The sequence below is a fragment of the Allobosea sp. CER48 genome (assembly GCF_044752385.1).
Classification (GTDB): Bacteria; Pseudomonadota; Alphaproteobacteria; order Rhizobiales; family Beijerinckiaceae; genus Allobosea.
The window spans coordinates 1-25,596 of record NZ_JBIWYK010000002.1; the positions used below are offsets into that span (position 1 = coordinate 1).

Consider the following 25,596-nt stretch of genomic DNA (forward strand, 5'->3'; position numbering starts at 1 on the left):
CGGGCCGACGAAAAGCGCGCTCACGGTCTTGAGCATGCGCGCCCCGCCTTCCTCACTCGGCCTTGAGCCAGCGCAGGAGGCCGGCCTGATCTCCGCTTTCGACCGCTGCGGCGACGCGCCGCCCGACGGCAGCACCGAACTTGTAGCCGTGACCGGAGCAGGCCGAGACCGCCGTGACCTTGCCGATCTCGCGCGAGAAGAACTTGCGGTCCGAAGTGAAGGTGTAGGCGCAGGTCACGACGCGATCGACCCGGTATTCGGCGATGCGCGCGAAGGGCGGCGAGAAATAGTCGCGCAGCTGCTCTCCCTCCCCCGGCCGGGGCTCGCGCTCCTCGCCCGGCTGGCGCGGGCGCTTGTGAATGCCGGCGCCGAATTTCAGGCCGGTTCCGTCGACCGGCGGCAGGACGTAGCCGTCGATGGTGCCGCCGACATCGACGATGACCGGCGCGGCCTGCCAGGCCGCCCTCAGATCATCGGGCGGGTCGAGATAGACGACGGCCGTGCGATAGGTGGCCAGGCTCTCGGCCAGCTCGGGCAGGAGCTTCAAGACCCAGGCGCCGGCCGACACCACGATGCGGTCGAAGCTCGCCTCCTCGCCATCGGCCAGGGTGAGCCTGCCGGCATCCGCATCGATGGCCGTTACCTCCGCTCCATCGCGGATCATCGCGCCGCGGTCGCGCAGCAACCGCGCCAGGTCGGCGGCGATGCGGGCGGGAAACAGCGCTCCTCCCTCGCGGTTGACATACGCGTAGCGGATGGTCCCCGCGTCGAGAAAGGGATAGCGCCGGGCGGCCTCGGCGGGCTCGTAGAGCTCGTAGGCCGAGCCAACCCGATCCAACCCCTTCAGATAGTCGTCACCCTCGTCCTCGGCCGTCTGGGACACGCCCAGCGCACCGCAGGGGGCATAGTGGCGCCTGCCGAGATCGGACCAGAGTTCCTCCCAGGCCTCGAAGGCCTCGCTGATCGTGCGCGCATAGCCGTCGGCGCCGGCATAGGCGCGCCGGATGATGCGGTGCTGGTCGCCCGAGGCGGCATAGAGGTTGGGGATCTGCGGTGCCTGCTCGAAGAGCGTGACGCGGTGCCCGCGTCTGTTCAGCGACCAGGCCGTGGACAGCCCGGCAATTCCGGCGCCGACGACCGCGACCCGCATAGCCCCTTGCCGCATCAGCCCTTGCGTTCCTTGTCGTAGGGGTTCTGGCCGCCGCGCCGATGCAGCCGGATCGGCGTGCCCGGAAGGTCGAAGCCCTCCCGCAGATTGTTCACGAGATACCGGACATAGGACACCGGCAGGTGCTCGAGCTGGTTGCCGAACAGCGCGAAGGTCGGCGGGCGCGCCTTGGCCTGCGTCATGTAGCGGATCTTGATGCGCCGGCCCGCCACCGCCGGCGGCGGATGGGCCGAGAGCACGCCTTCCAGCCAGCGGTTGATGCGCGCGGTCGAGACGCGGCGGTTCCAGACCTCATAGGCCGAGAACACGCCCTGCATCAGCCGGTCGATGCCCTCGCCCGCGAGTCCGGAGAGCGGGATGATCGGCACGCCGCGCACCTGCGCCAGCAGGTGGTTGGCCTTCTCCTTGAGCTCCGCGAGCAGGCCCTGCTTGTCGGCGACGAGATCCCATTTGTTGAGGCCGATCACCACGGCGCGGCCCTCGCGCTCGGTCAGGTCGACCAGCGTCAGGTCCTGCTTCTCGAAGGGGATGGTGGCGTCGAGAAGGACCACCACGACCTCGGCGAAACGAATGGCGCGCAGCGAATCCGCGACGGAGAGCTTCTCCAGCTTCTCCTCTATGCGGGCGCGCTTGCGCATGCCGGCGGTGTCGAAGAGCTTGACCTTGCGGCCGCGCCATTCCCAGTCGACGGAAATCGTATCGCGGGTGATGCCGGCCTCGGGGCCGGTCAGCATGCGGTCCTCGCCGATCATGCGGTTGACCAGCGTCGACTTGCCGGCATTCGGGCGGCCGATGATGGTGACGCGCAGCGGCCGGTCGGGATTGTACTCCTCCTCGGCGTCGTCGGCGGGGGCTTCCTCCCAGGCCGCGTCCTCGTCCTCCTCGGGCTCGTCCGCGATATAGGGTACCAGCGCCTCGAGCAGGTCGGCCGTGCCTTCGCCATGCTCGGCCGAGAACGGCACGGGATCGCCGAGCCCGAGCGAATAGGATTCGATGATGCCGTCGGTGCCCTTCTTCCCTTCGGCCTTGTTGGCGAGGAGGATCACGGGCTTGCCCGAGCGGCGGACCAGATCGGCGAAGGGCTGGTCCATCGGCGTCAGGCCAAGGCGGGCGTCGATCATGAAGACCACGACATCGGCCTGGGCGATGGCGGTCTCGGTCTGCGCACGCATGCGCCCGGCGAGCGAATCCTTGTCGGCCTCCTCGAGACCGGCGGTGTCGATCACCTTGAAGCGGAGATGGCCGAGCGTCGCGTCCCCCTCGCGGCGATCGCGCGTGACTCCCGGCCGGTCGTCGACCAGCGCGAGCTTCTTGCCGACGAGCCGGTTGAACAGCGTCGACTTGCCGACATTGGGCCGGCCGATGAGGGCGACGATGGCTGTCATCAGACTTCACATTCCATCGTCACTCCGGCCCGGACGCAAGACCGGAGCGGGGTGACGGAAGCGTTGGGAGCGGGGCTCCGGTTCAGTTCTTCACCGTGACGGGGCCGCCGCGGACGAGAGCGAGATAGAGCTCGACGCGCTGACGCAGCGCCTGCGGCGCCTGCGGATCGGTGATCGCGGCGTCGAACCAGCGGCCGGCCTCGTCGAACTGGTTGGCCTTGAGCGCGGAAATGCCGAGGAACTCGCGGGCAGAGTGACGCCAGACGCCCTGCGGATTCGCCAGGGGCTCCAGCGCCGTCTTGACCTCGGCAAAGGGCGAGAGATCGACACGCAGGATGCCGGCGCGCAACCTGGCGAGATCCCGGTAGGTCGCATCCAGCGTGGCATCGCTGGCAAGCGCGTCGAAGGCGGCGACGCCGGCGGCGGCATCGCCCTTGGCGGTCTCGGCGGCAAGGCGGAAGCGCGCGATCTGGCGATATCCCGCAGGCGCGCTCGCGGCGAGCTCCTTCAGGATCGTCTCGGCCTGGGTGCTGTCTCCGTCGCGGGAAGACTTCAGCGCCGCCTCGAGGCGCGCGCCAACGGCTTGCGAAGCCTGGTTCTCGCGGTGCAGCCAGAACTGCCAGCCCGCCACGGCGAGCACGGCCAGCACGGCAAGGCCGGTGACGACCCAGCCATATTTCTTCCAGAGCTCCGCCGCCTTGTCGCGCCGGACTTCCTCATCGATCTCGCGAAAAATATCGGCCATTTGACTGTCAAAATCCCTGTTGGGAGCCCGGTAGCATTTTCAAGACGGGAAGGCGAGCCGGATCAGCGAACGGATCGTCGCGCCAGTGCGATCATTGCGGCCATGACGATGCCGCGATGGACGCCCCTGCCCGCGCCATGGCAGAAACGGCACAGCCCTTGCTCCGCCCTAGGCGGACGGCCCGTTCAGTTTTCGGCCGTGGAGAACCCCCATGAAGCAGATCATCGCCAGACGGCGCGGCCTCGCCGCTCTCCCCCTTGCCGGCATCACCCTCGGCTCGCTCGCGCTTCCGGCCGGAGCGCAGACCCAGCCGACCAAGGTGAAGGTCTTCATCGGCGCGATGTTCGAGATCGGCGAGAACACCGGTGACCGAGCCGGCGAATTCCAGCACTGGTACGAGCGCTACTGGAAGGCCAGCCAGCCGCATGCCGTGAAGGGCGCGCTCAAGCCGGTCTATTGCAATGACGACGGCGTCTGCGGCGCCGTGCTCGGCATGGGCAAGGTCAACTCCTCGTCCTCGATGCAGGCGATCCTGCTCGACCCTGCCTATGATTTCTCGCAGGCCTATTTCGTGATCAGCGGCGTCGCCGGCACGCCGCCCTCGCGCGGCACGATCGGCGACGTGTCCTGGGGCAGCTGGCTGGTCGACTACGACCTGGGACACCGCTGGGCCCCGGAGGAAGGCAAGCCGGGCGAACCCGTCTTCATGCCGCGCAAGGGCTATGAGAGCTACCGCGTCTTCCAGCTCAACCCCGCCCTCGTGAACTGGGCGGTCAAGCTCGGCTCCGGCGCCAATCTGCAGGATTCCGATTCGGCCAGGCAGTACCGCATGCGCTATCCCGACAAGCGGGCGCAATCAGAGCCGGCCGTCACTGTCGGCACACATATGACGGGCGACACCTTCTTTCATGGGCCGGGCCTGTCGAAGGAGGCGCAGTACATGGCGAAGCTGTACGGCGCCGACGACTACGTCATCACCGAGATGGAGGCGGCGGCGATCACATTGGTGATCAAGCGCCAGTTCGGCACCGACCGCATCCTGAGCCTGCGCGGCGCGGTCAATTTCGACCAGGGGAACCCGAACGAGACGACGCTACAGCATCTCGACCCCGCGCCCGGCCAGACCGCCGGCGGCTTTGCCGAGACCGTCGCGAATGTCGAAGCCGTGGGCTCGCGGGTGGTCGACCACATCACCGGCAACTGGGCGGAATGGCAGAAGGGCGTGCCGCCGCTGCCCGCGCAGTAGGGCCGGCTGCGAGAATCGGGACCGTCAGCCTGCCCGGAAGAGCAGGCTGCCGTCCCCATAGGAATAGAACCGGTATTTCTCCGCGATCGCATGGGCATAGGCCCGTTTCATCAGGTCGAGTCCGCAGAAGGCGGAGACGAGCATGAACAGCGTCGAGCGCGGCAGGTGGAAATTCGTCATCAGCATGTCGACCGCGCGGAAGCGATAGCCCGGCGTGATGAAGATCGCGGTATCGCCCGAGAACGGGCGGATGGTGCCGTCTTCCGCTGCAGCGCTCTCGATCAGGCGCAGCGAGGTGGTGCCGACGCAGACAATGCGCCCGCCCCTGGCCTTGACCGCATTGAGAGCCGCCGCCGTCTCGGCCGAGACGGTGCCCCATTCGGCATGCATGCGGTGTTCGTCGGTATCCTCTGCCTTCACCGGCAGGAAGGTTCCGGCGCCGACATGCAGCGTGACGAAATGCCTGCCGACGCCGCGGTCATCCAGCGCGGCCAGGAGATCCGGCGTGAAATGCAATCCCGCGGTCGGCGCCGCCACGGCACCGTCATTGCGGGCGAAACTCGTCTGGTAGTCGGCGGTGTCGGCATCGTCCGTCGGGCGCTTGCCGGCGATGTAGGGCGGCAGCGGCAGCTCGCCCAGCCGCGCGATCGCCTCGTCGAGATAGGCGCTGGTCAGGCTGAAGCGCAGCTCGACCTCGCCCCCTTCTCCCTTCGCGACGACCTCGGCCTGCAGGCGGCCGAGCTCGCAGGCGTTGCTGGCGCCCTCGGCATCGAAGACCACGGTCTCGCCGAGCGCCAGCTTCTTCGCCGGCCGGGCGAAGGCGAGCCAGCGATCCTCGCTCTCGCGCTTGTGCAGCATGATCTCGATGCGTGCGGAATCCGCGCCGCGATGTCGTCGCCCGCGCAGGCGGGAAGGAATGACGCGCGTATCGTTGAGGACGAGCGCGTCGCCCGGCTGCAGCAGCGAGACGAGATCGCGGATGCCAAGATCCTCGAGCGGCTGCGGCGCATCGGGCCGCACCACGAGCAGCCGTGCCGCATCACGCGGGCTCACCGGCCTCAATGCGATCAGGTCTTCCGGCAGGTCGAAATCAAAAAGGCCGACATCCATCGGGCTGCATCTCGTTCCAAAAGCAAAGAGCCCTCATTCCGGGCGGACGCGCGGCTGGCGCCGCCGGTCCCGGAATGAGGGCTCGACTTGGACGAAGCGATCAGGCCGCGTCGGCCATCACCTTCATCGAGACGATCGAGTCGGGATCGCGCACGGGCTCGCCGCGCTTGATCTTGTCGACGTTCTCCATGCCTTCGACGACCTCGCCCCAGACGGTGTACTGCTTGTCCAGGAAGCGGGCGTCGTCGAACACGATGAAGAACTGGCTGTTGGCGGAGTTCGGGTTCTGGGCGCGGGCCATCGAGCAGATGCCGCGGACATGCGGCTCGGCGTTGAACTCCTGCTTCAGGTCCGGATAGCTCGAACCGCCGGTGCCGGTGCCGTGCGGGCAGCCGACCTGGGCCATGAAGCCGTCGATGACGCGGTGGAAGACGATGCCGTCATAGAAGCCCTCGCGGGCGAGCAGCTTGATGCGCTCGACATGGCCCGGCGCAAGGTCGGGGCGCAGCTTGATGACCACCTTGCCCTTGGTGGTTTCCATCACGATGGTGTTTTCGGGATCGAGCGACATCAGCTCTGCCTTTCGTTTGGCGGCACGCGGCCGTGGAACCTTATGGTGAAGGGTCGCCCCGCGATACTCGCTCCGAGGCCCTTCGACAACCTCATCGGCGTGCAGGAGCGCACGGCCGCAACCGCCGAATCGGTGAAACGCCTCTGAAACTCGGCGTCGCCGCGGCGTGTTTCCCAATTCACGCGCGGCTGTCCGAACAGGGTGCCGTCACGCCGCAGGCTGAAGCGGACCGTCGCCATCGCCCCGGTGAGATCGCCCGGAAGCGGCGGAGGCGCCCAGCAGCGCCGGACGGCTCCCGCGATATCGTCGAGCTTGTCGATGCTGTCCCCCTGCTCCGGTGCGGGGGCTGGCGAGACCGATCCGATCAGGCCGATCTCGCCGCTGCCACGCAACAGGCGCTGCGGAGCGACCGGGCGCTGCTCGATGCCCGGAATGTCGTTGCCGCTGAACGGGCCGCCGATACCGGGATTGTAGCGCTGGCCGCTCTGCGGCGGCAGGATCGGGTTCTGCGACCCGGAAGGCGGCGGCAGCACCGGATATTGCGAGCCGGAAGGCGGCGGCAGCCCGAGATCACGCGTGTCCTGCGCCAGCGCCGCACCACCGAGAGCGAACGCCGTCAGGGAGGCGAAGAGGGCCGTTCGCAACATGGTTCGGGCCCTCCCCGCTTTCATCTCACTTGGCGTCGGACGCCATCCGCATCCGGACGATCTTGTCGGGGCTGCTGACCTGGCCACTGCCCTGCGCACCCTTCTTGATCTTGCGCACCGCATCCATGCCGGACACGACCTCTCCGAAGAGCGTGTACTGGCCGGTCAGCGAGCCACAACCCTCATAGCAGATGAAGAACTGCGAATTGGCCGAATCCGGCGAGGCGGAGCGCGCCATGCCGACGGAGCCGACCTTGTATGGCGTCGGCGTGAATTCGGCCGGGAGATTCGGCAGGTCGGACTTGCCGGTGCCGGTGCCCGTCGGGTCACCCGTCTGGGCCATGAAGCCGTCGATGACGCGATGGAAGACGATGCCGTCATAGAAGCCGCGCTTCACAAGCGCCTTGATCTGCGCGACATGCTTCGGCGCCAGGTCCGGCCGGAGGCGGATCGTCACCGGGCCGTCCTTGGTCTCCAGGATGACCGTGTTCTCGGCATCGGGCTTGGCGGCCTGGGCCTGTGCGGCACCGAGGGAGAGGACGACGGCAAGGGCGGCAAGCGTGCTGCGCAGCATGAAGATCTCCATGGCCACCGGCGAGCCCGGCGGATGCCAGTCGATAGCGATATCCTTTGGCCGGAACAAGGCACCTGCCCTGGCGGCGGCCTCTCTCGATGCGGCAGATCGGAACATGTTGCACCGCACAAGTGCAATGGAGATCAAACTTGCAAAAATTTGAGGCTACATTTGTCGAAACTGATGACAGAGCCGTCACAATCAGCTAAGCCATCTCCCGCTGGGAGCGCCTTGCCAGTCAAGGCGCTGCGGACCAGGTCTCGGGAGGACAAACGCCCGCCTAGTATACGAGTCGCACGCATCCAGACGCGCGCCGATACTGCGGTAAAAAATGACTACCCAAGGCAAGGCATCGGCCTTGCCTTTTTCTTTGGCCGGTTCTCGGCGCTGCCTCCCCGGCTTTTCTTCCTCTCGCCATTCCAAGACCGCATGCCCGCTCCAGGCGAACGACGGCCGCAAACGACAGCGCGCCTCCGGCCGTTCTCCGGCGACAGGCTGCGCCGGCAAGAATCAGATGTCGTAGGTCACCCAGACATACCAGACGCCGGCGAAGATCACCGCCGCGATGACCGAGGTGATCGCGGCCTTCTTCACGAGCCCCGGCAGGATCGGCGCGCCGGGCTCGGTGCCCTCGACGACCTCGCCGCTCTCATGCTGGCTGCGGATGCCGAAGGGCAGCACGGCGAAGAGCGTGATCCACCAGATGACGAAATAGAGCGCGATCCCGCCGACGACGTTCATGCGCCCCTCCCGACCAGGGCGATGCAGGAGAAGGCGACCCGGGCCTCCGTCGGCACACCGAAACGCGCGGTATGGCGGGCCGGCAGGCCGTTCGGAAAGTGCTTCACATACTCGGCATTGCAGGCTGCGTAGTCGACCGGATCGGTGATCAGCATCGTCATCTGGACGACGCGGTCGAGCGAGCTGCCGGCCTCGGCCAGAATTTCGGTGATGCGGCCAAGCGCGTTGCGCACCTCGTCGGCCGGCGTATCGCCGCGATGGATGCCGCGCGCAGGGTCATGCGGCGCGGAATGGCCGGAGACGAAGACCATGCCGCCGGCGACCGTCGCCGCGCTGAAGGGGCGCGGCGAGCCCGGCTCGGGCTCGCCGAGGAAAGCGATCTCGGACATGGCTTCAGGCCTGCTCCAGCTCGACCAGCGTGCCGAGGAAGTCCTTGGGGTGCAGGAAGAGCACGGGTTTGCCATGCGCGCCGATGCGCGGCTCTCCCGAACCAAGCACGCGCGCGCCCTGCTCCTTCAGCCTGTCGCGGGCAGCGAGGATGTCGTCGACCTCGTAGCAGATGTGATGGATGCCCCCATCCGGATTTCGCTCGAGGAACTTCGCGATCGGCGAATCGGCGCCAAGCGGCTCCAGCAGTTCGATCTTGGTGTTGGGCAGTTCGACGAAGACGACGGTGACGCCATGGTCCGGCTCTGGTTGCGGCTGCGAAACGCGCGCGCCGAGGGTGTCACGATAGAGCGCCGTCGAGGCCGCGAGATCCTTCACGGCGATGGCGACATGGTTGAGGCGTCCGATCATCTTCGTCTTCTCCAGCCCGAAGGCGCTTGAGCCCGTTCTACACCTCGACCACGAGCGCATGCACCAGCGGCTTCTTGCCCCACTCCTCGTTGACGGCGCTGCGGACGCCGCGCTCCAGGGCGTTGCGAAGCGCCTCCGGGTCACGGCGGCGGGCCTTCGGGATGTTGTCGAGCAGGTCGGCGACGACATCGGCGACATATTCGTCGAAATCGGTGCCCTCACGGGTACGCGGCGGCAGGCCAAGCACGGCGATCTCCGGCTCGCCGGCGATGCCGCCCTTGTCGTCGATGGCGACGGCGATCGAGACTATGCCGGCGAAGGAGAGCCGGCGGCGCTCCTGCACCGTCTTCTCCAGCGCGTTCACCAGCAGCGAGCCGTCCTGGTAGAGCCGGCCATGCGGGGCTTCGTCGACCTTGCTCGCGCCCCCATCCGAAATCGCGACGACGTCACCGTTGCCGGCGCGCAGCACATGCTTCACGCCGAGGCTGCGGGCGAAGCTCTCATGCTCGGCCAGATGCAGGTCCTCGCCATGGGCGGGGATGGCGATCCGCGGCTTGAGCCAGCCATAGAGCCGGGCGAGCTCCTCGCGGCGGGGGTGACCGGAGACATGGACCAGATGGGTGCGGTCCGTGATGATCTCGATGTTGTCGCGGGCAAGCGCGTTCAGGATGTTGCCGACCGACTTCTCGTTGCCGGGAATGGTGCGCGACGAGAAGATCACGCGATCGCCCGGCGAGAGCGCGATCTCGGGATGGTCGTCGGCGGCAATGCGCGAGAGCGCGGCACGTGGCTCGCCCTGGCTGCCGGTCACGAGCGCCACGACCTTGTCGCGCGGCAGGTAGCCATAGGCATCGACGGGCCGGAAACCGGGAATGCCGTCGAGATAGCCGCACTCGCGCGCGACGTCGATGACGCGATCCATCGCCCGGCCGACGACCACGACCTCGCGCTCGGCCGCCATCGCCGCCTCGGCGACGGCGCGCAGACGCGCGACATTGGAAGCGAAGGTGGTGACGGCGACGCGCCCCGGCGCCGAGGCCACGAGTTCCTTCAGCTTGGCGGCGACGTCGGCCTCGCTCGGGCTGATGCCGTCGCGCATGACGTTCGTGGAATCGCAGACCAGCGCCAACACCCCCTCCTCGCCGAGCTCGCGCAGGCGCTTCTCGTCGGTCGGCAGGCCGACACGCGGCGTCGGGTCGATCTTCCAGTCGCCGGTATGGACGACAAGCCCGGCCGGCGTGCGGATCGCCAGCGCGTTCGACTCGGGGATGGAGTGCGCGACCGGGACGAATTCGATGTCGAACGGGCCGAGCGCGATCCGCCCGCCCTGTGCCACGACATTGATCTCGACATTCGGCGCCCCGGGCTCGGAGAGGCGACGCGTGGCGAGGAGACCGGCGGCGAAGCGCGTGCAATAGACCGGCGCGCGCAGCGAGGGCCAGAGCGCGGCGAGCGCGCCGATATGGTCCTCATGGGCGTGGGTGATGACGATGCCGAGAAGGTTCGCGCGCTCCTCGATGATGTAGCGAAGATCGGGCAGGACGATATCGACGCCCGGTGCCTCCGGCCCGGCGAAGGACAGGCCGCAATCGACCAGGATCCATTTGCGTCGCCCCTCCGGCCCGAAGCCGTAGAGAGCGGCGTTCATGCCGATCTCGCCGAGGCCGCCGAGGGGAACGAAAACGAGCTGGTCGGAGGAACGGGTCACTGGCAATCCTGATTTCTGGAAATGGCTTGATCTATGCCGCGCAATGGCAACCAGCCCTAGCACGCCATCCACGCGGTCTCCACATCGCGAGGCGCACGCAGCCGATCAACGAGGCGGGCCGAAGAACAGATCCCCGGCATCGATGATGCGGCGGCCGGCTTCCGTCTCGAGCTCGAGACGTCCCGTCGGGTCGAGCCCGGCGAAGCGGCCTTCCACCGGGCCTTCCGGGAGGCGGATGGTGATGACCTCGCCGAGGAAGGCTGCGCGCTCGAGCCATGCGGCACGGATCGCGCCGAAACCGCCGGGCTGCGACCAGATGGCGTGGCGCTGGGCGAAGGCGTCGCTCAACCCCGTCAGCATCGCCTCGACATTGGCTTGTGGCGCGGCAGCCTTGAGGAAGGTGGCGGGGTAAGGCGTATCGGACGGGCAGGAGGCGATGTTGACGCCGCAGCCGACGATGATGTTGAGCCGCCCTGCCCGACTCTCGCCTTCGAGCAGCAGGCCGGACGTCTTGGCGCGGCCGAGCAGCAGATCGTTCGGCCATTTCAACTTGAGTTCGGCAGCCGCCGGCCCGAGCAGCCTCGCGGCGGCATCGTGCAGCGCGAGTCCCACGACGAAGCCGAGCTGCGGCGCCAGTGCCGGCTCGCACGGGTCGGTCAGCAGCAGGCTCGCATAGAGATTGCCGGGGGGCGAGCCCCATTGGCGGCCGTGCCGCCCCCGGCCCGCATTCTGACTGCGGGCCACGATCCAGAGTTTCCCCGGCTCGCCCTGATCGAGCGCGCGACGGGCCTCCTCCATGGTGGAGCCGACCTCGTCGCGGATGATCAGCCGGTAGCCGGCAGCGCGGGCGACGTCGCCGAGCACGCGCCGTCAGCTCAGAAGAGCGACTTCGCCGCAGCCGCAGCCGAGTCGAAAAGCGGGGCGGGCACGAACGACAGCACCAGCACGAAGATGGTCGAAAGCAGCAGGACGGTGCGCACGCCGTAATCCGCCGTTTCGAAAGCCGGCTTCGGCTCGTCGAAATACATCACCTTGACGAGACGGAGATAGTAGTAGGCGCCGACGACGCTGGTCAGCACGCCGATGACGGCGAGCACGTAGAGCTTCGCATCGATCGCGGCGAGGAAGACATAATACTTCGCCCAGAAGCCGGCGAGCGGCGGGATGCCGGCCAGCGAGAACATCATCATCGACAGCGCGAAGGCCATCCAGCCGTTCGTCTGCGACAGGCCGGCGAGCTCCGAGATGTCCTCGACCAGCTTGCCGTCGCGGCGCATCATCAGCACACAGGCAAAGGCAGCAAGCGTCGTGGCGAGATAGATCGCCATGTAGGTCATCACGCCCTGGACGCCATCGGGCGTGCCGGCTGCAAGGCCGACCAGCGCGTAACCCATGTTCGCAATCGAGGAATAGGCGAGCAGGCGCTTGATGTTGCGCTGACCGATCGCAGCGAAGGCGCCGAGCGCCATGGAAGCGATCGAGATGAAGACGATGATCTGGCGCCAGTCATGGATCGCGCCCGGGAAGGCACCGACGAAGATGCGGATCACCATCGCCATGGCGGCCATCTTCGGCGCCGAGGCGAAGAAGGCGGCGACCGGCGTCGGAGCACCTTCGTAGACGTCCGGCGTCCACATGTGGAACGGCACGGCCGAGATCTTGAAGGCGACGCCGGCGGCGATGAAGACGATGCCGAAGATCAGCCCGATGCCCGCGTGCCCGCCCTGCGTGGCCGCAGCGATGCCGGAGAAGGTGACGGTGCCGGTGAAGCCGTAGACCAGCGAGCCGCCATAGAGAAGCATGCCGGAGGAGAGCGCGCCGAGCACGAAATACTTCAGGCCGGCTTCCGTCGACTTTGCATTGTCGCGGTCGAAGGCGGCGACGACGTAGAGCGCCAGCGACTGAAGCTCGAGGCCGACATACAGGCTGATGAGATCGTTGGCCGAGATCATCATCATCATGCCGATGGTCGAGAGCACCACCAGGATCGGGAACTCGAAGCGCATGGCGCCTTCGCGCCTCAGCGTCTCGGCGGAAAGCAGGATGGCCGCGCCGGCGCCGATCAGCGTCAACACCTTCATGAAGCGGGCGAAGCCGTCGACGATGAAGCCGCTGTTGAAGGTCAGGAGCTTGCCGTCGCCCGAGACGACCAGCACCAGCGCGAGCGCCAGCAGCGCCAGGGCGAGGCCTTCGAGCAGGCGCGTCGAGCGCTCGCCCTGGATCGCGCCGATCAGCACCATCGAGATGGCGCCGACGGCGAGGATGATTTCCGGCAGGGCCGGGCCGAGAGCGGGCAGAGCCATGACGAAACCTTACTGCACGGCCGCCACTGCCGTCTTCGCGGCAGTGAGCGCAGCCTGATAGTTCTTGATCAGCGCTTCCGTCGGCGCCGCGAAGGCGTCGAGGATCGTGTGCGGCTGCACGCCGTACCAGATGGTCAGCAGGACGAGCGGGACCAGGATCGCGATCTCGCGACCGTTGAGGTCCTTGATATCCTTCAGTTCCGGCTTGGTCAGCTCGCCGAAAACGACGCGGCGATAGAGCCAGAGCGCATAGGCCGCCGAAAGGATGACGCCCGAAGTGGCGAAGAACGCCACCCAGGGATTGGCGCGGAAAGCGCCGACCAGCGTCAGGAACTCGCCGACGAATCCGGCGGTGCCGGGCAGGCCGACATTGGCCATGGTGAAGACCATGAACACGACCGCATAGAGCGGCATGCGGTTCACCAGGCCGCCATAGGCGGCGATCTCGCGGGTATGCATGCGATCGTAGATCACGCCGACGCAAAGGAAGAGCGCGCCCGAGACCAGGCCGTGGCTCATCATCTGGAACATCGCGCCTTGGATGCCCTGCGGCGTCAGGGTGAAGAGGCCCATGGTGACGAAGCCCATATGCGCCACCGAGGAGTAGGCGATCAGCTTCTTGATGTCCTCCTGCATCAGCGCCACCAGCGAGGTGTAGACGATGGCGATGACCGAGAGCGCGAAGACCAGCGGCGCGAAATAGGACGAAGCCTCCGGGAACATCGGGATCGAGAAGCGGATGAAGCCGTAGCCGCCCATCTTCAGCAGGATCGCGGCCAGGATGACCGAGCCCGCCGTCGGCGCCTCGACGTGCGCGTCGGGCAGCCAGGTATGGACCGGCCACATCGGCATCTTCACGGCGAAGGAGGCGAAGAAGGCCACCCAGAGCCACTTCTGCATCTCGGAGGGGAACTTGTGCGCCAGCAGCGTCGGAATGTCGGTGGTACCGGCGTTCCAGTACATCGCCATGACGGCGAGCAGCATCAGCACGGAGCCGAGCAGCGTGTAGAGGAAGAACTTGTACGAAGCGTAGACGCGCCGCTTGCCGCCCCAGATGCCGATGATCAGGAACATCGGGATCAGGCCGGCCTCGAAGAACACGTAGAAGAGCACGAGATCGAGCGCCGCGAAGACGCCGATCATCAGCGTCTCGAGGATCAGGAACGCGACCATGTACTCGCGCACCCGCTTCTCGACCGAGGTCCAGGACGCGAGGATGCAGAACGGCATCAGGAATGCCGTGAGCACGATGAAGGGGAATGAGAAGCCGTCGACGCCGAGCTTGAACTTGATGGCGTCGGAGACCCAGCCGTGGGTCTCGATCAGCTGGAAGCCGGGATTGGCGGTGTCGAACCGGGCCCAGGCCACGCAGGCGAGCACGAAGGTCAGGACCGTCGTGATCAGCGCAGCCCAGCGCGCGTTGGAGTCGACGGACGCCTTGTCGCCGCGCTGCGCCAGGATGAAGGCCGCGCCGACCAGCGGGAGAACCAGAAGACCGGTGAGAATACCGAAGCCGAACATCATCTCACCCGCGGGTCACGAGATACCAGGTCACCAGCCCTGCGACGCCGATCAGCATGGCGAAGGCATAGTGATAGAGATAGCCGGTCTGCAGCCGGACCACCCGGTTGGTCACATCGACCACGCGGGCCGAGACGCCATCCGGTCCGAAGCCGTCGATGACCAGGCCATCGCCCTTCTTCCAGAGGAAGCGGCCGAGCCACTTGGCCGGGCGCACGAACAGGAAGTCGTAGAGCTCGTCGAAGTACCACTTGTTGAGCAGGAACCGGTACAGCACCGGGTTCGCAGCCGCGAGCTTGCCGGGCACGTCCGGCCGGCGGACATACATGTAGTAGGCGAGCACGAAGCCGATCACCATCGCCACGAAGGGCGACCAGACGACCCATTTCGGCACCTCGTGCATGGCATGCAGGATGTGGTTGTCCTTGCCCATGAACAGCGCCGACTTCCAGAAATGCTCGAAGTCGTGGCCGATGAAGTACTCCTTGAAGGCGTAGCCCGCGAAGATCGCGCCGATCGAGAGCAGGACCAGCGGCAGCAGCATCACCCAGGGGCTCTCATGCGGCGTGTGGTCATGGCCATGGCCGTGATCGTCGTGGCCATGCGAGGCATGGGCATGATCGTCATGGCCGTGAGCGGCATGCGCGGGGTCGTCATGACCATGCGAGCCGTGTCCATGGCCCCAGCGCGGCGCGCCCTCGAAGGTCATGAAGTACAGGCGCCAGGAGTAGAACGAGGTCATGCAGGCCGCGAGCACCAGCAGCACGAAGGCATAGGAGCTGGCAAAGCCGCCGTGCTCCACCGAGGCATAGGCGCTCTCGATGATCGCGTCCTTCGAGAAGTAGCCGGCGAAGCCCGGGAAGCCGGTGAGCGCCAGCGTGCCGATCGTCATGGCCGCGGCGGTCAGCGGGATGTGCTTACGCAGTCCGCCCATGTGGCGCATGTCCTGCTCGTGATGCATCGCATGGATGACCGAGCCGGCCCCCAGGAAGAGCAGCGCCTTGAAGAATGCATGGGTGAACAGATGGAAGACGCCGGCGCCATAGTTGCCGACACCGAGCGCGACGAACATGTAGCCGAGCTGCGAGCAGGTCGAATACGCGATGACGCGCTTGATGTCGTTCTGCACGAGGCCGACCGTCGCCGCGAAGAAGGCGGTCGTGGCGCCGATGACGACGACGACCGTGAGCGCGACCGGCGCATATTCGAAGACCGGGGACAGGCGCGCCAGCATGAAGACGCCCGCGGTGACCATGGTCGCCGCATGGATGAGCGCCGAGACCGGGGTCGGACCTTCCATCGCGTCCGGCAGCCAAGTGTGCAGCAGGAACTGCGCCGACTTGCCCATGGCGCCGACGAACAGCAGCAGGCAGGTCAGGGTCAGCGCGTTCCAGTCATAGCCGAGGAAGCGGAAGCCCGTATTCACGAATTCGCTGGCGCGCGGGAAGATCGCGTCGAAGGCGACCGAGCCGAACAGCACGAAGACGAGGAACATGCCGAGCGAGAAGCCGAAATCGCCGACGCGGTTGACGATGAAGGCCTTCATCGCGGCCGCGTTGGCCGACGGCTTCTGGTACCAGAAGCCGATCAGCAGATAGGACGCGAGGCCCACGCCTTCCCAGCCGAAGAACATCTGGACGAGGTTGTCCGCCGTCACCAGCATCAGCATGGCGAAGGTGAAGAGCGAGAGATAGGCGAAGAAGCGCGGCCGGTGCGGATCCTCGTGCATGTAGCCGACCGAGTAGAGGTGCACGAGCGACGACACGGTGTTGACGACGACCAGCATCACAACGGTCAGCGTGTCCACGCGGAAGGCCCAGTCGACCTGGAGGCTGCCGGAGGAGATCCAGCTCGCGACCTGGACGCGCGTCGTGCCGGAGCCGAATCCGACCTGGAAGAAGGCGACCCAGGACAGGACCGCCGAGACGATCAGCAGCGAGGTCGTGACGATCTCGGAGCCGCGCGCGCCGATCAGCCGGCCGAAGAGGCCGGCGATCAGGAAGCCGATGAGAGGGAGGAAGACGATCAGGTGATACATGGCAGTGAGGTCCAGGCGCTGGGGCGCGCTCAGCCTTTCATCATGTTGATGTCTTCCACCGCGATCGTGCCGCGGTTGCGGAAGTAGACGACGAGAATGGCGAGGCCGATCGCGGCCTCAGCCGCCGCCACCGTGAGCACGAGCAGCGCGAAGACCTGCCCGACGATGTCGTTCAGGAAGCTCGAGAAGGCGACGAAGTTCAGGTTGACCGAGAGCAGGATCAGCTCGACCGACATCAGGATGACGATGACGTTCTTGCGGTTGATGAAGATGCCGAGCACGCCGAGCGTGAACAGGATGGCGCTGACGGCGAGATAGTGGCCCAGTCCGATCGTCATCATGCCATCTCCTCGGGAACGCCGGCACGCGAAGGCACCTGCTTGACCTCCATCGCCGCGTCCTTGGTGCGGGCGTTCTGGGTCGGGACGTGCTGGCGCTTGATGCCGTGCCGGTCGCGCAGCGTCAGGACAATCGCGCCGATCATGGCGACCAGCAGCACGAGACCCGCCGCCTGGAAGTAGTAGACATACTGCGTGTAGAGCACGCGGCCGAGCGCCTCGGTATTGGTCATGCCGGCGGGAATCGCGGCGACCGGCGCTTTGACGATGTGCGGATCGATGACCCAGGCGCCGACGACCAGCAGCAACTCGACGGCGAAGATGAAGCCGATCAGTGCGCCGATCGGCAGATAGTTCAGGAACCCCTGGCGGAACTCGGCGAAATCGACATCGAGCATCATCACCACGAAGAGGAAGAGCACCGCGACCGCGCCGACATAGACGACGACCAGCAACATCGCGAGGAACTCGGCGCCGAGCAGCATGAACAGCCCGGCCGCGTTGACGAAGGCCAGGATCAGGAACAGCACCGAATGCACGGGGTTGCGCGAGGTCACCACCATGAAGGCGGATGCCACGGTGACACCTGCGAAGAGATAGAAGAAAGCCGCTGCGGCATTCATCTCGGCCAGCCCTTCCCGCCCCTTTTCGGCGCGGTCCTCGTTTGGTTCGTGCTCCGGGACTCAAGGCCCGGGGCAATTTGGAGCGTCTATAATCAGGCCCGCCGGACGCGACAACCGCGTGGCAGGTCTGGTCTCATGCGGTTTCCACGCCGTCATCCCGGCCGCAGCGAAGCGGCGAGCCGGGATCCATGCCGGCACGCGCCCGGCAACGGTTCAGGCATGGATCCCGGGTTTCCCTGCGGTCGCCCGGGATGACCGCCGCGAGGCGGTCGGAAAACATCACCGATACGGTGCGTCCATCGCGATGTTGCGCGCGATCTCGCGTTCCCAGCGCGCGCCGTTCGCGAGCAGCTTGTCCTTGTCGTAGAACAGCTCCTCGCGGGTCTCGGTCGCGAACTCGAAATTCGGCCCCTCGACGATGGCATCGACCGGGCAGGCCTCCTGGCAGAAGCCGCAATAGATGCACTTCGTCATGTCGATGTCGTAACGCGTGGTGCGGCGCGTGCCGTCGTTGCGGCGCGGGCCGGCCTCGATGGTGATGGCCTGCGCCGGGCAGATCGCCTCGCAGAGCTTGCAGGCGATGCAGCGCTCCTCGCCGTTCGGATAGCGGCGCAGCGCGTGCTCGCCACGGAAGCGCGGCGAGAGCTGGCCCTTCTCGAACGGGTAGTTCAGCGTCGCCTTCGGCTTGAAGAAGTAGCGCATCGACAGGCCGATCGCCCCGACGAACTCCTTCAGCAGCAGGCCCCTTGCGGCTTGCGCGAGTGACATCGCCTTCGTCCTTCCATCCTCAGCCGAACAACGCCCGGCCGATCACGAAACCAAGGATCGGCATCAGGCCGACCGTCATTGCCATCAGCGCGCCCCGCAGGATGCGGATGCGGCGCTCGTAATCCTGTTTCTCGGCCTCGGTCGCGGAGCGGTCCGTGCGCCGGAGCGCCCCGATCACCACCGCCGACATCAGCCGGTATTCCAGCAGGCCCAGCGCGAAGCCGATCACGGCACCGAGCGGGCCAGCCAAACTCATCCGCCGACAGGCCCCCAGCCCGTGAGCTGCAGCACCAGCGCCACGATGACGACGCAGGCCAGCGAGAGCGGCAGGAAGACCTTCCAGCCCAGGCGCATCAGCTGATCGTAGCGGTAGCGCGGCACGAAGGCCTTCACCAGCGCGAACATGAAGAACACCAGGCAGACCTTGAGCGCGAACCAGAACACGCCGGGCAGCCAGGTGAAGGGAGGCAGCGCGACCGGGGGCGCCCAGCCGCCGAGGAACAGGATCGTCGTCAGCGAGCACATGGTCATGATCGCCACGTATTCGCCGAGCATGAACAGCAGGTACGGCGTCGAGGAATACTCGACCATGAAGCCCGCCACGAGCTCCGACTCCGCCTCGGCCAGATCGAAGGGCGGACGGTTCGTCTCCGCCAGCGCCGAGACGAAGAAGACGACGAACATCGGGAAGAGCGGCAGGAAGTACCAGTTCAGGAAGCTGAGCCACGGCACGCCGAGCGCGTGCGCCAGACCGCGGTTCTGCTGCGCCTCGACGATGGCCGAGAGGTTCAGCGAGCCGACGCAGAGTAGCACGGTGATGATGACGAAGCCGATCGAGACTTCATAGGACACCATCTGTGCCGCCGAGCGCAGCGCGCTCATGAACGGATACTTCGAATTCGAGGCCCAGCCGGCCATGATGATGCCGTAGACGCCCAGCGACGAGATCGCGAGTATGTAGAGCACGCCGACATTGATGTCGGCGATCGCCCAGCCTTCCGCCACCGGGATCACCGCCCAGGCGCCGAGCGCCAGGAGGCAGGAGATGAAGGGCGCGAGCAGGAAGATGCCCTTGTTGGCGCCGGCCGGGATGATCGGCTCCTTGAGCGCGAACTTGATCAGGTCCGCGAAGCTCTGGAACAGGCCCCAGGGCCCGACTACGTTCGGGCCGCGGCGCAGCTGCACCGCCGCCCAGACCTTGCGGTCGGCCAGCAGGATGTAGGCGATGAAGACCAGAAGGCAAACCAGCAGCAGCAGGCTCTTGCCGAGGATGATCGCGATATCGAGGACGAGGTCCCAGTTCATGGCCGGTTACTCCGCCGCCTGCTGGTGCCGGCCCGAGGCCAGCGCCGAGCATTCCGCCATGACGGCGGAGGCACGCGCGATCGGGTTGGTCTGATAGAAGTCGCTGACCGCCGGAGCGAAGATCGCCTTCTCGGTATTGCCGCCGAGGCCCGCGAGCTGGCCGATCGCGGCCGCATCGTTGGCCGACAGGCGGTCGAGCGCCGCGAAATGCGGATGCGCCTCGTAGAGCGCCTTGCGCAGGGCCGACAGAGTGTCGAAGGGCAGCGTCTTGCCGAGATGGCCGGAAAGCGCCCGTAGGATCGCCCAGTCCTCGCGGGCATCGCCCGGCGGGAAGGTGGCGCGGTCCGCCATCTGCACCCGGCCTTCGGTGTTCACGTAGGTGCCGGACTTCTCGGTGTAGGCCGCCGCCGGCAGGATGACGTCGGCGCGGTGAGCGCCCCGGTCGCCATGCGTGCCCTGGTAGACGACGAAGGCGCCGTCCGCGACGTCGATCTCATCGGCGCCGAGCAGGAAGAGCACATCGAGCGCACCCGGCTTGACCATCGCAGCGGCATCGAGGCCGCCCTCGCCCGGCACGAAGCCGAGATCGAGCGCGCCGACGCGCGCGGCGGCGGTGTGGATCACGCCGAAGCCGTTCCAGCCCTCGGCGGTCGCGCCGAGCGCCTGCGCAGCCTTGGCGGCCAGCGAGAGCACGGCCTCACCGTCGGTGCGGGCGAGACCGCCCTGCCCGACCAGCACCATCGGCTTGCCGCCGGCGGCCGCAGCCGACTTGACGACATCGGCCAGGGTCTCCGGGCCGGCGCCGAGATAATCGTAGGCATAGGTCAGGTCGGCCTTCTCGCCGATGACGCTGATCTTGAAGTCGCCGCGCAGCCAGCGCTTGCGGATGCGTGCGTTCAGGATCGGCGCCTCGCGGCGCGGGTTCGAGCCGATGATCAGCAGCGAGGTCGCATCCTCGATGCCGGCGATGCCGGCGTTGAGGACGTAGGAGGCACGGCCGAACTTCGGATGCAGCCTGGTGCCGTCCTGGCGGGCGTCGAGATTGGCCGAGCCGAGCGAGGCGATCAGCGCCTTCAGCGCGAACATCTCCTCGACCGCGGCGAGATCGCCGGCGATGGCGCCGATCTTCTCAGGCGCGGCGGCCTTCACCCTGGCGGCGATGGCGGCGAACGCCTCGTTCCAGCTCGCCGGCCGCAGGCGGCCGTTCTCGCGGATATAGGGCCGGTCGAGACGCTGCGTGCGCAGTCCGTCGGCGACGTGGCGGGTCTTGTCGGAGATCCACTCCTCGTTCACCGCCTCGTTGAGGCGAGGCAGGACGCGCATGACTTCCTTGCCGCGCGAGTCGACGCGGATGGCCGAGCCAACGGCGTCCATCACGTCGATGCTCTCGGTCTTGGAGAGTTCCCAGGGGCGGGCCTTGTTCTGGTAGGGCTTCGAGGTGAGCGCCCCGACCGGGCAGAGATCGACGACGTTGCCCTGCAGCTCCGACGACATCGCGTGCTCGAGATAGGTCGTGATCTCCATGTCCTCGCCGCGACCGATCGCGCCGAGGTCGGAGGCGCCGGCGACCTCGGTGGTGAAGCGGACGCAGCGCGTGCACTGGATGCAGCGCGTCATCGAGGTCTTGACCAGCGGGCCGATATACTTGTCCTCGACCGCACGCTTGTTCTCGGCGTAGCGGGAGGTGTCCACGCCATAGGCCATCGCCTGGTCCTGCAGGTCGCACTCGCCGCCCTGGTCGCAGATCGGGCAATCCAGCGGGTGGTTGATGAGCAGGAACTCCATCACCCCTTCACGGGCCTTCTTGACCATCGGCGACTTGGTCAGGACGACCGGCGGCTCGCCGTTCGGGCCCGGGCGCAGGTCGCGCACGCCGATGGCGCAGGAGGCCTGCGGCTTCGGCGGGCCACCCTTCACCTCGACGAGGCACATGCGGCAGTTGCCGGCGATCGAGAGGCGCTCGTGGAAGCAGAAGCGCGGGACTTCGGCACCAGCCGCCTCACAGGCCTGAAGGACCGTGTACTCGGCGGGTACGTCGACCTCGACGCCGTCGATGAGGAGTTTCGTCATGGTCTCACTCCGCCGCCATCAGGCGCACAGGCTCGCTGTGCGGGTTGGCGGCATAGTCGTCGATGCGCTGCTCGATCTCGTGCCGGAAATGCGCGATCAGGCCCTGGATCGGCCAGGCCGCGGCATCGCCGAGCGCGCAGATGGTGTGGCCCTCGATCTGCTTGGTGACATCGAGAAGCATGTCGATCTCGCGCTTCTGGGCGCGGCCCTCGGCCATGCGCTCCATGACGCGCCACATCCAGCCCGTGCCCTCGCGGCAGGGCGTGCACTGGCCGCAGCTCTCATGCTTGTAGAAGTGGCTGATGCGGGCGATGGCGCGGACGATGTCGGTCGACTTGTCCATCACGATCACCGCCGCGGTGCCGAGGCCCGAGCGCAGCTTCGAGAGCGAGTCGAAGTCCATCGGCGTGTCGATGATCTGCTCGGCCGGGACCATGCGCACCGAGGAGCCGCCGGGAATGACGGCCTTGAGGTTGTCCCAGCCGCCGCGGATGCCGCCGCAGTGCTTGTCGATCAGCTCGCGGAAGGTCAGGCCCATCGCCTCTTCGACGTTGCAGGGCTTGTTCACATGCCCGGAGACGCAGAAGAGCTTGGTCCCGACATTGTTCGGGGTGCCAATCGAGGAGAACCAGGCGGCGCCGCGGCGCAGGATGGTCGGCGCAACGGCGATCGACTCGACGTTGTTCACCGTGGTCGGGCAGCCATAGAGGCCCATATTGGCCGGGAATGGCGGCTTCAGCCGCGGCATGCCCTTCTTGCCCTCGAGGCTCTCCAGCAGCGCCGTCTCTTCGCCGCAGATATAGGCGCCGGCACCGTGATGCACATAGAGATCAAAGGGATAGCCGTGGACGTTGTCCTTGCCGATGAGCCTGGCCTCATAGGCCTCGTCGACGGCGCGCTGCAGCGCCTCGCGCTCGCGGACATATTCGCCGCGGATGTAGATGTAGGCCGCATGCGCGCCCATGGCGAAGGAGGCGATCAGGCAGCCCTCGACCAGCGTATGCGGGTCGTTGCGCATGATCTCGCGGTCCTTGCAGGTGCCCGGCTCCGACTCGTCGGCATTGACGACGAGGTAATGCGGCCGCCCGTCGCTCTGCTTGGGCATGAACGACCATTTCAGCCCGGTCGGGAAGCCGGCGCCGCCGCGGCCGCGCAGGCCGGACTTCTTCATCTCGTCGATGATCCAGTCCCGGCCCTGCTCCAGGATGAACTTGGTACCGTCCCAATGGCCGCGCTGGATCGCCCCCTTCAGGGTGCGGTCGTGCAGGCCGTAGAGATTGGTGAAGATGCGATCGCGATCTGCGAGCATGTCCTAGTGCCTCACTCTGCCGGCTTGTCGCCAAGCTTCGCCTCGGGGCGCCACCCCGTCGCGAGCTTCTTCGACTGAGCAATCCAGTCGTCGCGCTCCGCCCTGCCCTTGAAGCCGGTCAGGCGCGCATCGACCCAGGCGAGCTCCGCCGGTGTCCATTTGGCGATCTGCTCGTAATGCCAGATCCCCATCTCGTTGAGCATCCTGGCCAGCTTCGGCCCGACGCCCCAGATCAGTTCGAGATCGTCGCCCTTGCCGCCGCGCGCAGCGGTCAGCAACTCGGGCTTGCTCTCGTCGACCGCGGGCTTCGCAGCCTCGGCCACATCCTTCTTCTCGACCTTGCCCTTGGCGGCCGGCGTATCGCTGGCGGCACTCGAAGGCTGGGTCGGCTCGGACGGCTTCGGGCGGGCTGCCGCGGCCGTCTCGCTGGCGGGCTTCGCCGCCACGGCTGCGGGCGTCGCATCGGCCTTCTTGGCATCGGCTTCGGCGACCTTCTTCGCTTCCGCCTCGGCGGCGGCCTTGGCGGCAGCGGCCTCTGCGGCGGCCTTGCGCTGCTCGGCGATGCGCTTCTGCCAATCCCCGGCGCCGATCATGGAGCCGTCATAAAGGGCTTCGTCGGTCAGCGTCTGCGGGCCGCCTTCCGGCTCGGAGCCGATGCGGCCGTTCTGCGGGCCGGGCTTGGTCGGACGGCCCTTGCGGAGGTCGTCGAGGAGCTGGCGGAAATTCGCCGGCGTCAGGTCCTCGTAATAGTCGACATTGATCTGCGCCATCGGGGCGTTGCAGCAGGCGCCGAGGCACTCGACCTCGAGCCAGGAGAGCTTGCCGTCGGCGGTGACGGTCGACTGCGGGCCGATGACCTCCTCGCAGACCTTCTTCAGCGCTTCCGCGCCGCGCAGGGCGCAAGGCGTCGTACCGCACAGCTGGACGAAATACTCGCCCACCGGCTGGAGGTTGAACATGGTGTAGAAGGTCGCGACCTCCATGACCCGCATCGGCGCCATGCCGAGGCGCCTGGCCACGGTCTCGATCACGGCGCGGGAAACCCAGCCCTCCTGCTCCTGCGCCTTCCACAGCAGCGGAATGACGGCAGATGCCTGGCGGCCTTCGGGATATTTCGCGATCTGCTGGTCGATCCAGTTCTCGTTCGCCGCGGTGAAGGCGAAGGAAGCGGGCTGGACCGGATCGGGCGCGAGACGACGGACGGACATATCAGTTCTCTCTCGACGTCATGCTCGGGCTTGCCCCGGGCATCAACGTCTTCGCAACATCAGCCACGTTCAGGACGTGGATGGCCGGCACAAGGCCGACCATGACGGAAACAGCGTTCACCGATCGACCTCCCCGAACACGATATCGAGGGAGCCGAGGATCGCGGAGACGTCGGCGAGCATGTGCTTGCGGCACATGAAATCCATGGCCTGGAGATGGGCGAAGCCCGGGGCCTTGATCTTGCAGCGATACGGCTTGTTGGTGCCGTCGGAGACCAGGTAGACGCCGAATTCGCCCTTCGGCGCCTCGACGGCGGCATAGACCTCGCCGGCCGGGACCTTGTAGCCTTCGGTGTAGAGCTTGAAATGGTGGATGAGCGCTTCCATCGAGCGCTTCATCTCGCCGCGCTTGGGTGGCACCATCTTGCCGTCGAGCGAGGAGACCGGGCCGCCGCCATCGGGGGCGAGCAGCTTGTCGCAGCACTGCTTCATGATGCGAACCGACTGGCGCATCTCTTCCATGCGGATGTGGTAGCGGTCGAAGCAGTCGCCGTTCTTGCCGACGGGAATGTCGAATTCCATCTCCTCGTAGCACTCGTAGGGCTGCGACTTGCGCAGATCCCACGGCGCGCCGGAGCCGCGCACCATCACGCCCGAGAAGCCCCATTTCCAGCAGGTCTCGAGATCGACCACGCCGATATCGACGTTGCGCTGCTTGAAGATGCGGTTGTCGCTGAGCAGGCCTTCGAGGTCGTCGCAGACCTTGAGGAAGGGGTCGCACCACTCGGCGATGTCATGGATCAGCGAGACCGGGATGTCCTGGTGCACGCCGCCGGGCCGGACATAGGCCGCATGCATGCGCGCGCCACAGGCCCGCTCGTAGAAGATCATTAGCTTCTCGCGCTCCTCGAAGCCCCAGAGCGGAGGCGTGAGCGCGCCGACGTCCATCGCCTGCGTGGTGACGTTCAGCAGATGCGAGAGGATGCGGCCGATCTCGGAATAGAGCACGCGGATGAGCTGGCCGCGGCGCGGCACGGTCACGCCGACGAGCCGCTCGACCGCGAGCGCATAGGCGTGTTCCTGGTTCATCGGCGCGACATAGTCGAGCCGGTCGAAATAGGGCACGGCCTGGAGATAGGTCTTCGCCTCGATCAGCTTCTCGGTGCCGCGATGCAGCAGGCCGATATGCGGGTCGACGCGCTCGACCACCTCGCCGTCGAGCTCCAGCACGAGGCGAAGCACGCCATGCGCCGCCGGATGCTGCGGGCCGAAGTTGATCGAGAAGTTGCGGATATTGTGCTCGGTCATTGCCGGCCTTCCTGCGCAGCGAGGAACTCTGCGACCACCTGCTCGCCCGTCTTGCGCCGCCGCTCGCCGGCGAAGGCATAGAGGTCGGGCTTTTCGTCGATGAAGATTTCCT

General features: G+C 66.7%; 25 protein-coding genes. 1 reads left to right on the forward strand and 24 read right to left on the reverse strand.

Features of this window, described 5'->3' with window-relative positions; all coding sequences use genetic code 11:
* Nucleotides 1–52: 52 nt before the first annotated feature.
* The 3 genes from ACIPIA_RS00100 to ACIPIA_RS00110 form a co-directional block, all read right to left on the reverse strand.
* Nucleotides 53–1,150, reverse strand: a complete 1,098-nt coding sequence (locus ACIPIA_RS00100; protein ID WP_400505503.1) for an NAD(P)/FAD-dependent oxidoreductase — start codon at nucleotides 1,148–1,150, stop codon at nucleotides 53–55.
* Nucleotides 1,151–1,164: 14 nt separating this feature from the next.
* Nucleotides 1,165–2,553 carry a ribosome biogenesis GTPase Der gene (gene der / locus ACIPIA_RS00105; RefSeq protein WP_400505462.1) on the reverse strand — a complete coding sequence of 463 codons (1,389 nt, stop codon included), beginning with the start codon at nucleotides 2,551–2,553 and terminating at the stop codon, nucleotides 1,165–1,167.
* Between the two features lie 82 nt (nucleotides 2,554–2,635).
* Nucleotides 2,636–3,298: a tetratricopeptide repeat protein gene (locus tag ACIPIA_RS00110; protein ID WP_400505464.1), complete on the reverse strand. Its 663-nt coding sequence runs from the start codon at nucleotides 3,296–3,298 to the stop codon at nucleotides 2,636–2,638.
* A 211-nt stretch (nucleotides 3,299–3,509) separates the two neighbouring features.
* Here ACIPIA_RS00110 and ACIPIA_RS00115 point away from each other — a divergent pair, with 211 nt between their 5' ends.
* Nucleotides 3,510–4,544 carry a purine-nucleoside phosphorylase gene (locus tag ACIPIA_RS00115; protein ID WP_400505466.1) on the forward strand — a complete coding sequence of 345 codons (1,035 nt, stop codon included), beginning with the start codon at nucleotides 3,510–3,512 and terminating at the stop codon, nucleotides 4,542–4,544.
* A gap of 24 nt (nucleotides 4,545–4,568) precedes the next feature.
* On the opposite strand, the gene queA is transcribed toward ACIPIA_RS00115, so the two are convergent.
* The 21 genes from queA to ACIPIA_RS00220 all read right to left on the reverse strand — a co-directional run bounded on the left by queA (nucleotide 4,569) and on the right by ACIPIA_RS00220 (nucleotide 25,484).
* Nucleotides 4,569–5,654 carry a tRNA preQ1(34) S-adenosylmethionine ribosyltransferase-isomerase QueA gene (gene queA, locus ACIPIA_RS00120; protein WP_400505468.1) on the reverse strand — a complete coding sequence of 362 codons (1,086 nt, stop codon included), beginning with the start codon at nucleotides 5,652–5,654 and terminating at the stop codon, nucleotides 4,569–4,571.
* A 100-nt stretch (nucleotides 5,655–5,754) separates the two neighbouring features.
* On the reverse strand, nucleotides 5,755–6,225 hold the full coding sequence (locus ACIPIA_RS00125) for a peptidylprolyl isomerase (protein ID WP_400505470.1): 471 nt from the start codon (nucleotides 6,223–6,225) through the stop codon (nucleotides 5,755–5,757).
* Complete coding sequence (locus ACIPIA_RS00130) at nucleotides 6,225–6,872, reverse strand: hypothetical protein (RefSeq protein WP_400505472.1); 648 nt, start codon at nucleotides 6,870–6,872, stop codon at nucleotides 6,225–6,227. Before ACIPIA_RS00130 ends, ACIPIA_RS00125 begins: the two co-directional genes overlap by 1 nt.
* A 25-nt stretch (nucleotides 6,873–6,897) precedes the next feature.
* Nucleotides 6,898–7,446 (reverse strand): peptidylprolyl isomerase, encoded by a 549-nt coding sequence (locus ACIPIA_RS00135; RefSeq protein WP_400505474.1) that lies wholly within the window; start codon nucleotides 7,444–7,446, stop codon nucleotides 6,898–6,900.
* 510 nt (nucleotides 7,447–7,956) lie between these two features.
* Complete coding sequence (locus ACIPIA_RS00140) at nucleotides 7,957–8,187, reverse strand: DUF1467 family protein (protein ID WP_400505477.1); 231 nt, start codon at nucleotides 8,185–8,187, stop codon at nucleotides 7,957–7,959.
* Nucleotides 8,184–8,576, reverse strand: coding sequence for a RidA family protein (locus tag ACIPIA_RS00145; protein WP_400505479.1), 393 nt, complete (start codon nucleotides 8,574–8,576; stop codon nucleotides 8,184–8,186). The genes ACIPIA_RS00140 and ACIPIA_RS00145 overlap by 4 nt, the downstream gene beginning before the upstream one ends.
* A gap of 4 nt (nucleotides 8,577–8,580) precedes the next feature.
* Nucleotides 8,581–8,985, reverse strand: a complete 405-nt coding sequence (mce, locus tag ACIPIA_RS00150) for a methylmalonyl-CoA epimerase (protein ID WP_089175228.1) — start codon at nucleotides 8,983–8,985, stop codon at nucleotides 8,581–8,583.
* Nucleotides 8,986–9,022: 37 nt separating this feature from the next.
* A complete protein-coding gene (locus ACIPIA_RS00155) occupies nucleotides 9,023–10,693 on the reverse strand; it encodes a ribonuclease J (RefSeq protein WP_400505481.1) in 1,671 nt (556 codons plus the stop codon).
* A 105-nt stretch (nucleotides 10,694–10,798) separates the two neighbouring features.
* A complete protein-coding gene (locus ACIPIA_RS00160; protein ID WP_400505483.1) occupies nucleotides 10,799–11,557 on the reverse strand; it encodes a biotin--[acetyl-CoA-carboxylase] ligase in 759 nt (252 codons plus the stop codon).
* Nucleotides 11,558–11,568: 11 nt separating this feature from the next.
* On the reverse strand, nucleotides 11,569–12,996 hold the full coding sequence (nuoN, locus tag ACIPIA_RS00165) for an NADH-quinone oxidoreductase subunit NuoN (RefSeq protein WP_400505485.1): 1,428 nt from the start codon (nucleotides 12,994–12,996) through the stop codon (nucleotides 11,569–11,571).
* 9 nt (nucleotides 12,997–13,005) lie between these two features.
* Complete coding sequence (locus ACIPIA_RS00170; RefSeq protein ID WP_400505505.1) at nucleotides 13,006–14,517, reverse strand: NADH-quinone oxidoreductase subunit M; 1,512 nt, start codon at nucleotides 14,515–14,517, stop codon at nucleotides 13,006–13,008.
* 4 nt (nucleotides 14,518–14,521) lie between these two features.
* Entirely contained in the window at nucleotides 14,522–16,555 is a 2,034-nt protein-coding gene (gene nuoL, locus ACIPIA_RS00175) for an NADH-quinone oxidoreductase subunit L (protein WP_400505487.1), read from the reverse strand.
* A gap of 29 nt (nucleotides 16,556–16,584) precedes the next feature.
* Nucleotides 16,585–16,893, reverse strand: a complete 309-nt coding sequence (gene nuoK / locus ACIPIA_RS00180) for an NADH-quinone oxidoreductase subunit NuoK (protein ID WP_061968159.1) — start codon at nucleotides 16,891–16,893, stop codon at nucleotides 16,585–16,587.
* A complete protein-coding gene (locus ACIPIA_RS00185) occupies nucleotides 16,893–17,516 on the reverse strand; it encodes an NADH-quinone oxidoreductase subunit J (protein ID WP_400505489.1) in 624 nt (207 codons plus the stop codon). The genes nuoK and ACIPIA_RS00185 overlap by 1 nt, the downstream gene beginning before the upstream one ends.
* A 279-nt stretch (nucleotides 17,517–17,795) precedes the next feature.
* Nucleotides 17,796–18,284: an NADH-quinone oxidoreductase subunit NuoI gene (gene nuoI / locus ACIPIA_RS00190; RefSeq protein ID WP_038367698.1), complete on the reverse strand. Its 489-nt coding sequence runs from the start codon at nucleotides 18,282–18,284 to the stop codon at nucleotides 17,796–17,798.
* Nucleotides 18,285–18,303: 19 nt separating this feature from the next.
* A complete protein-coding gene (locus ACIPIA_RS00195; protein WP_400505491.1) occupies nucleotides 18,304–18,513 on the reverse strand; it encodes a hypothetical protein in 210 nt (69 codons plus the stop codon).
* 23 nt (nucleotides 18,514–18,536) lie between these two features.
* Complete coding sequence (gene nuoH / locus ACIPIA_RS00200) at nucleotides 18,537–19,589, reverse strand: NADH-quinone oxidoreductase subunit NuoH (protein WP_400505493.1); 1,053 nt, start codon at nucleotides 19,587–19,589, stop codon at nucleotides 18,537–18,539.
* A gap of 6 nt (nucleotides 19,590–19,595) precedes the next feature.
* Nucleotides 19,596–21,659, reverse strand: coding sequence for an NADH-quinone oxidoreductase subunit NuoG (gene nuoG / locus ACIPIA_RS00205; RefSeq protein ID WP_400505495.1), 2,064 nt, complete (start codon nucleotides 21,657–21,659; stop codon nucleotides 19,596–19,598).
* A 4-nt stretch (nucleotides 21,660–21,663) separates the two neighbouring features.
* Nucleotides 21,664–22,968, reverse strand: coding sequence for an NADH-quinone oxidoreductase subunit NuoF (gene nuoF, locus ACIPIA_RS00210; protein WP_400505497.1), 1,305 nt, complete (start codon nucleotides 22,966–22,968; stop codon nucleotides 21,664–21,666).
* Between the two features lie 11 nt (nucleotides 22,969–22,979).
* A complete protein-coding gene (gene nuoE / locus ACIPIA_RS00215; protein ID WP_400505499.1) occupies nucleotides 22,980–24,176 on the reverse strand; it encodes an NADH-quinone oxidoreductase subunit NuoE in 1,197 nt (398 codons plus the stop codon).
* 117 nt (nucleotides 24,177–24,293) lie between these two features.
* Nucleotides 24,294–25,484 (reverse strand): NADH-quinone oxidoreductase subunit D, encoded by a 1,191-nt coding sequence (locus ACIPIA_RS00220; protein WP_400505501.1) that lies wholly within the window; start codon nucleotides 25,482–25,484, stop codon nucleotides 24,294–24,296.
* Nucleotides 25,485–25,596 lie beyond the last annotated feature (112 nt).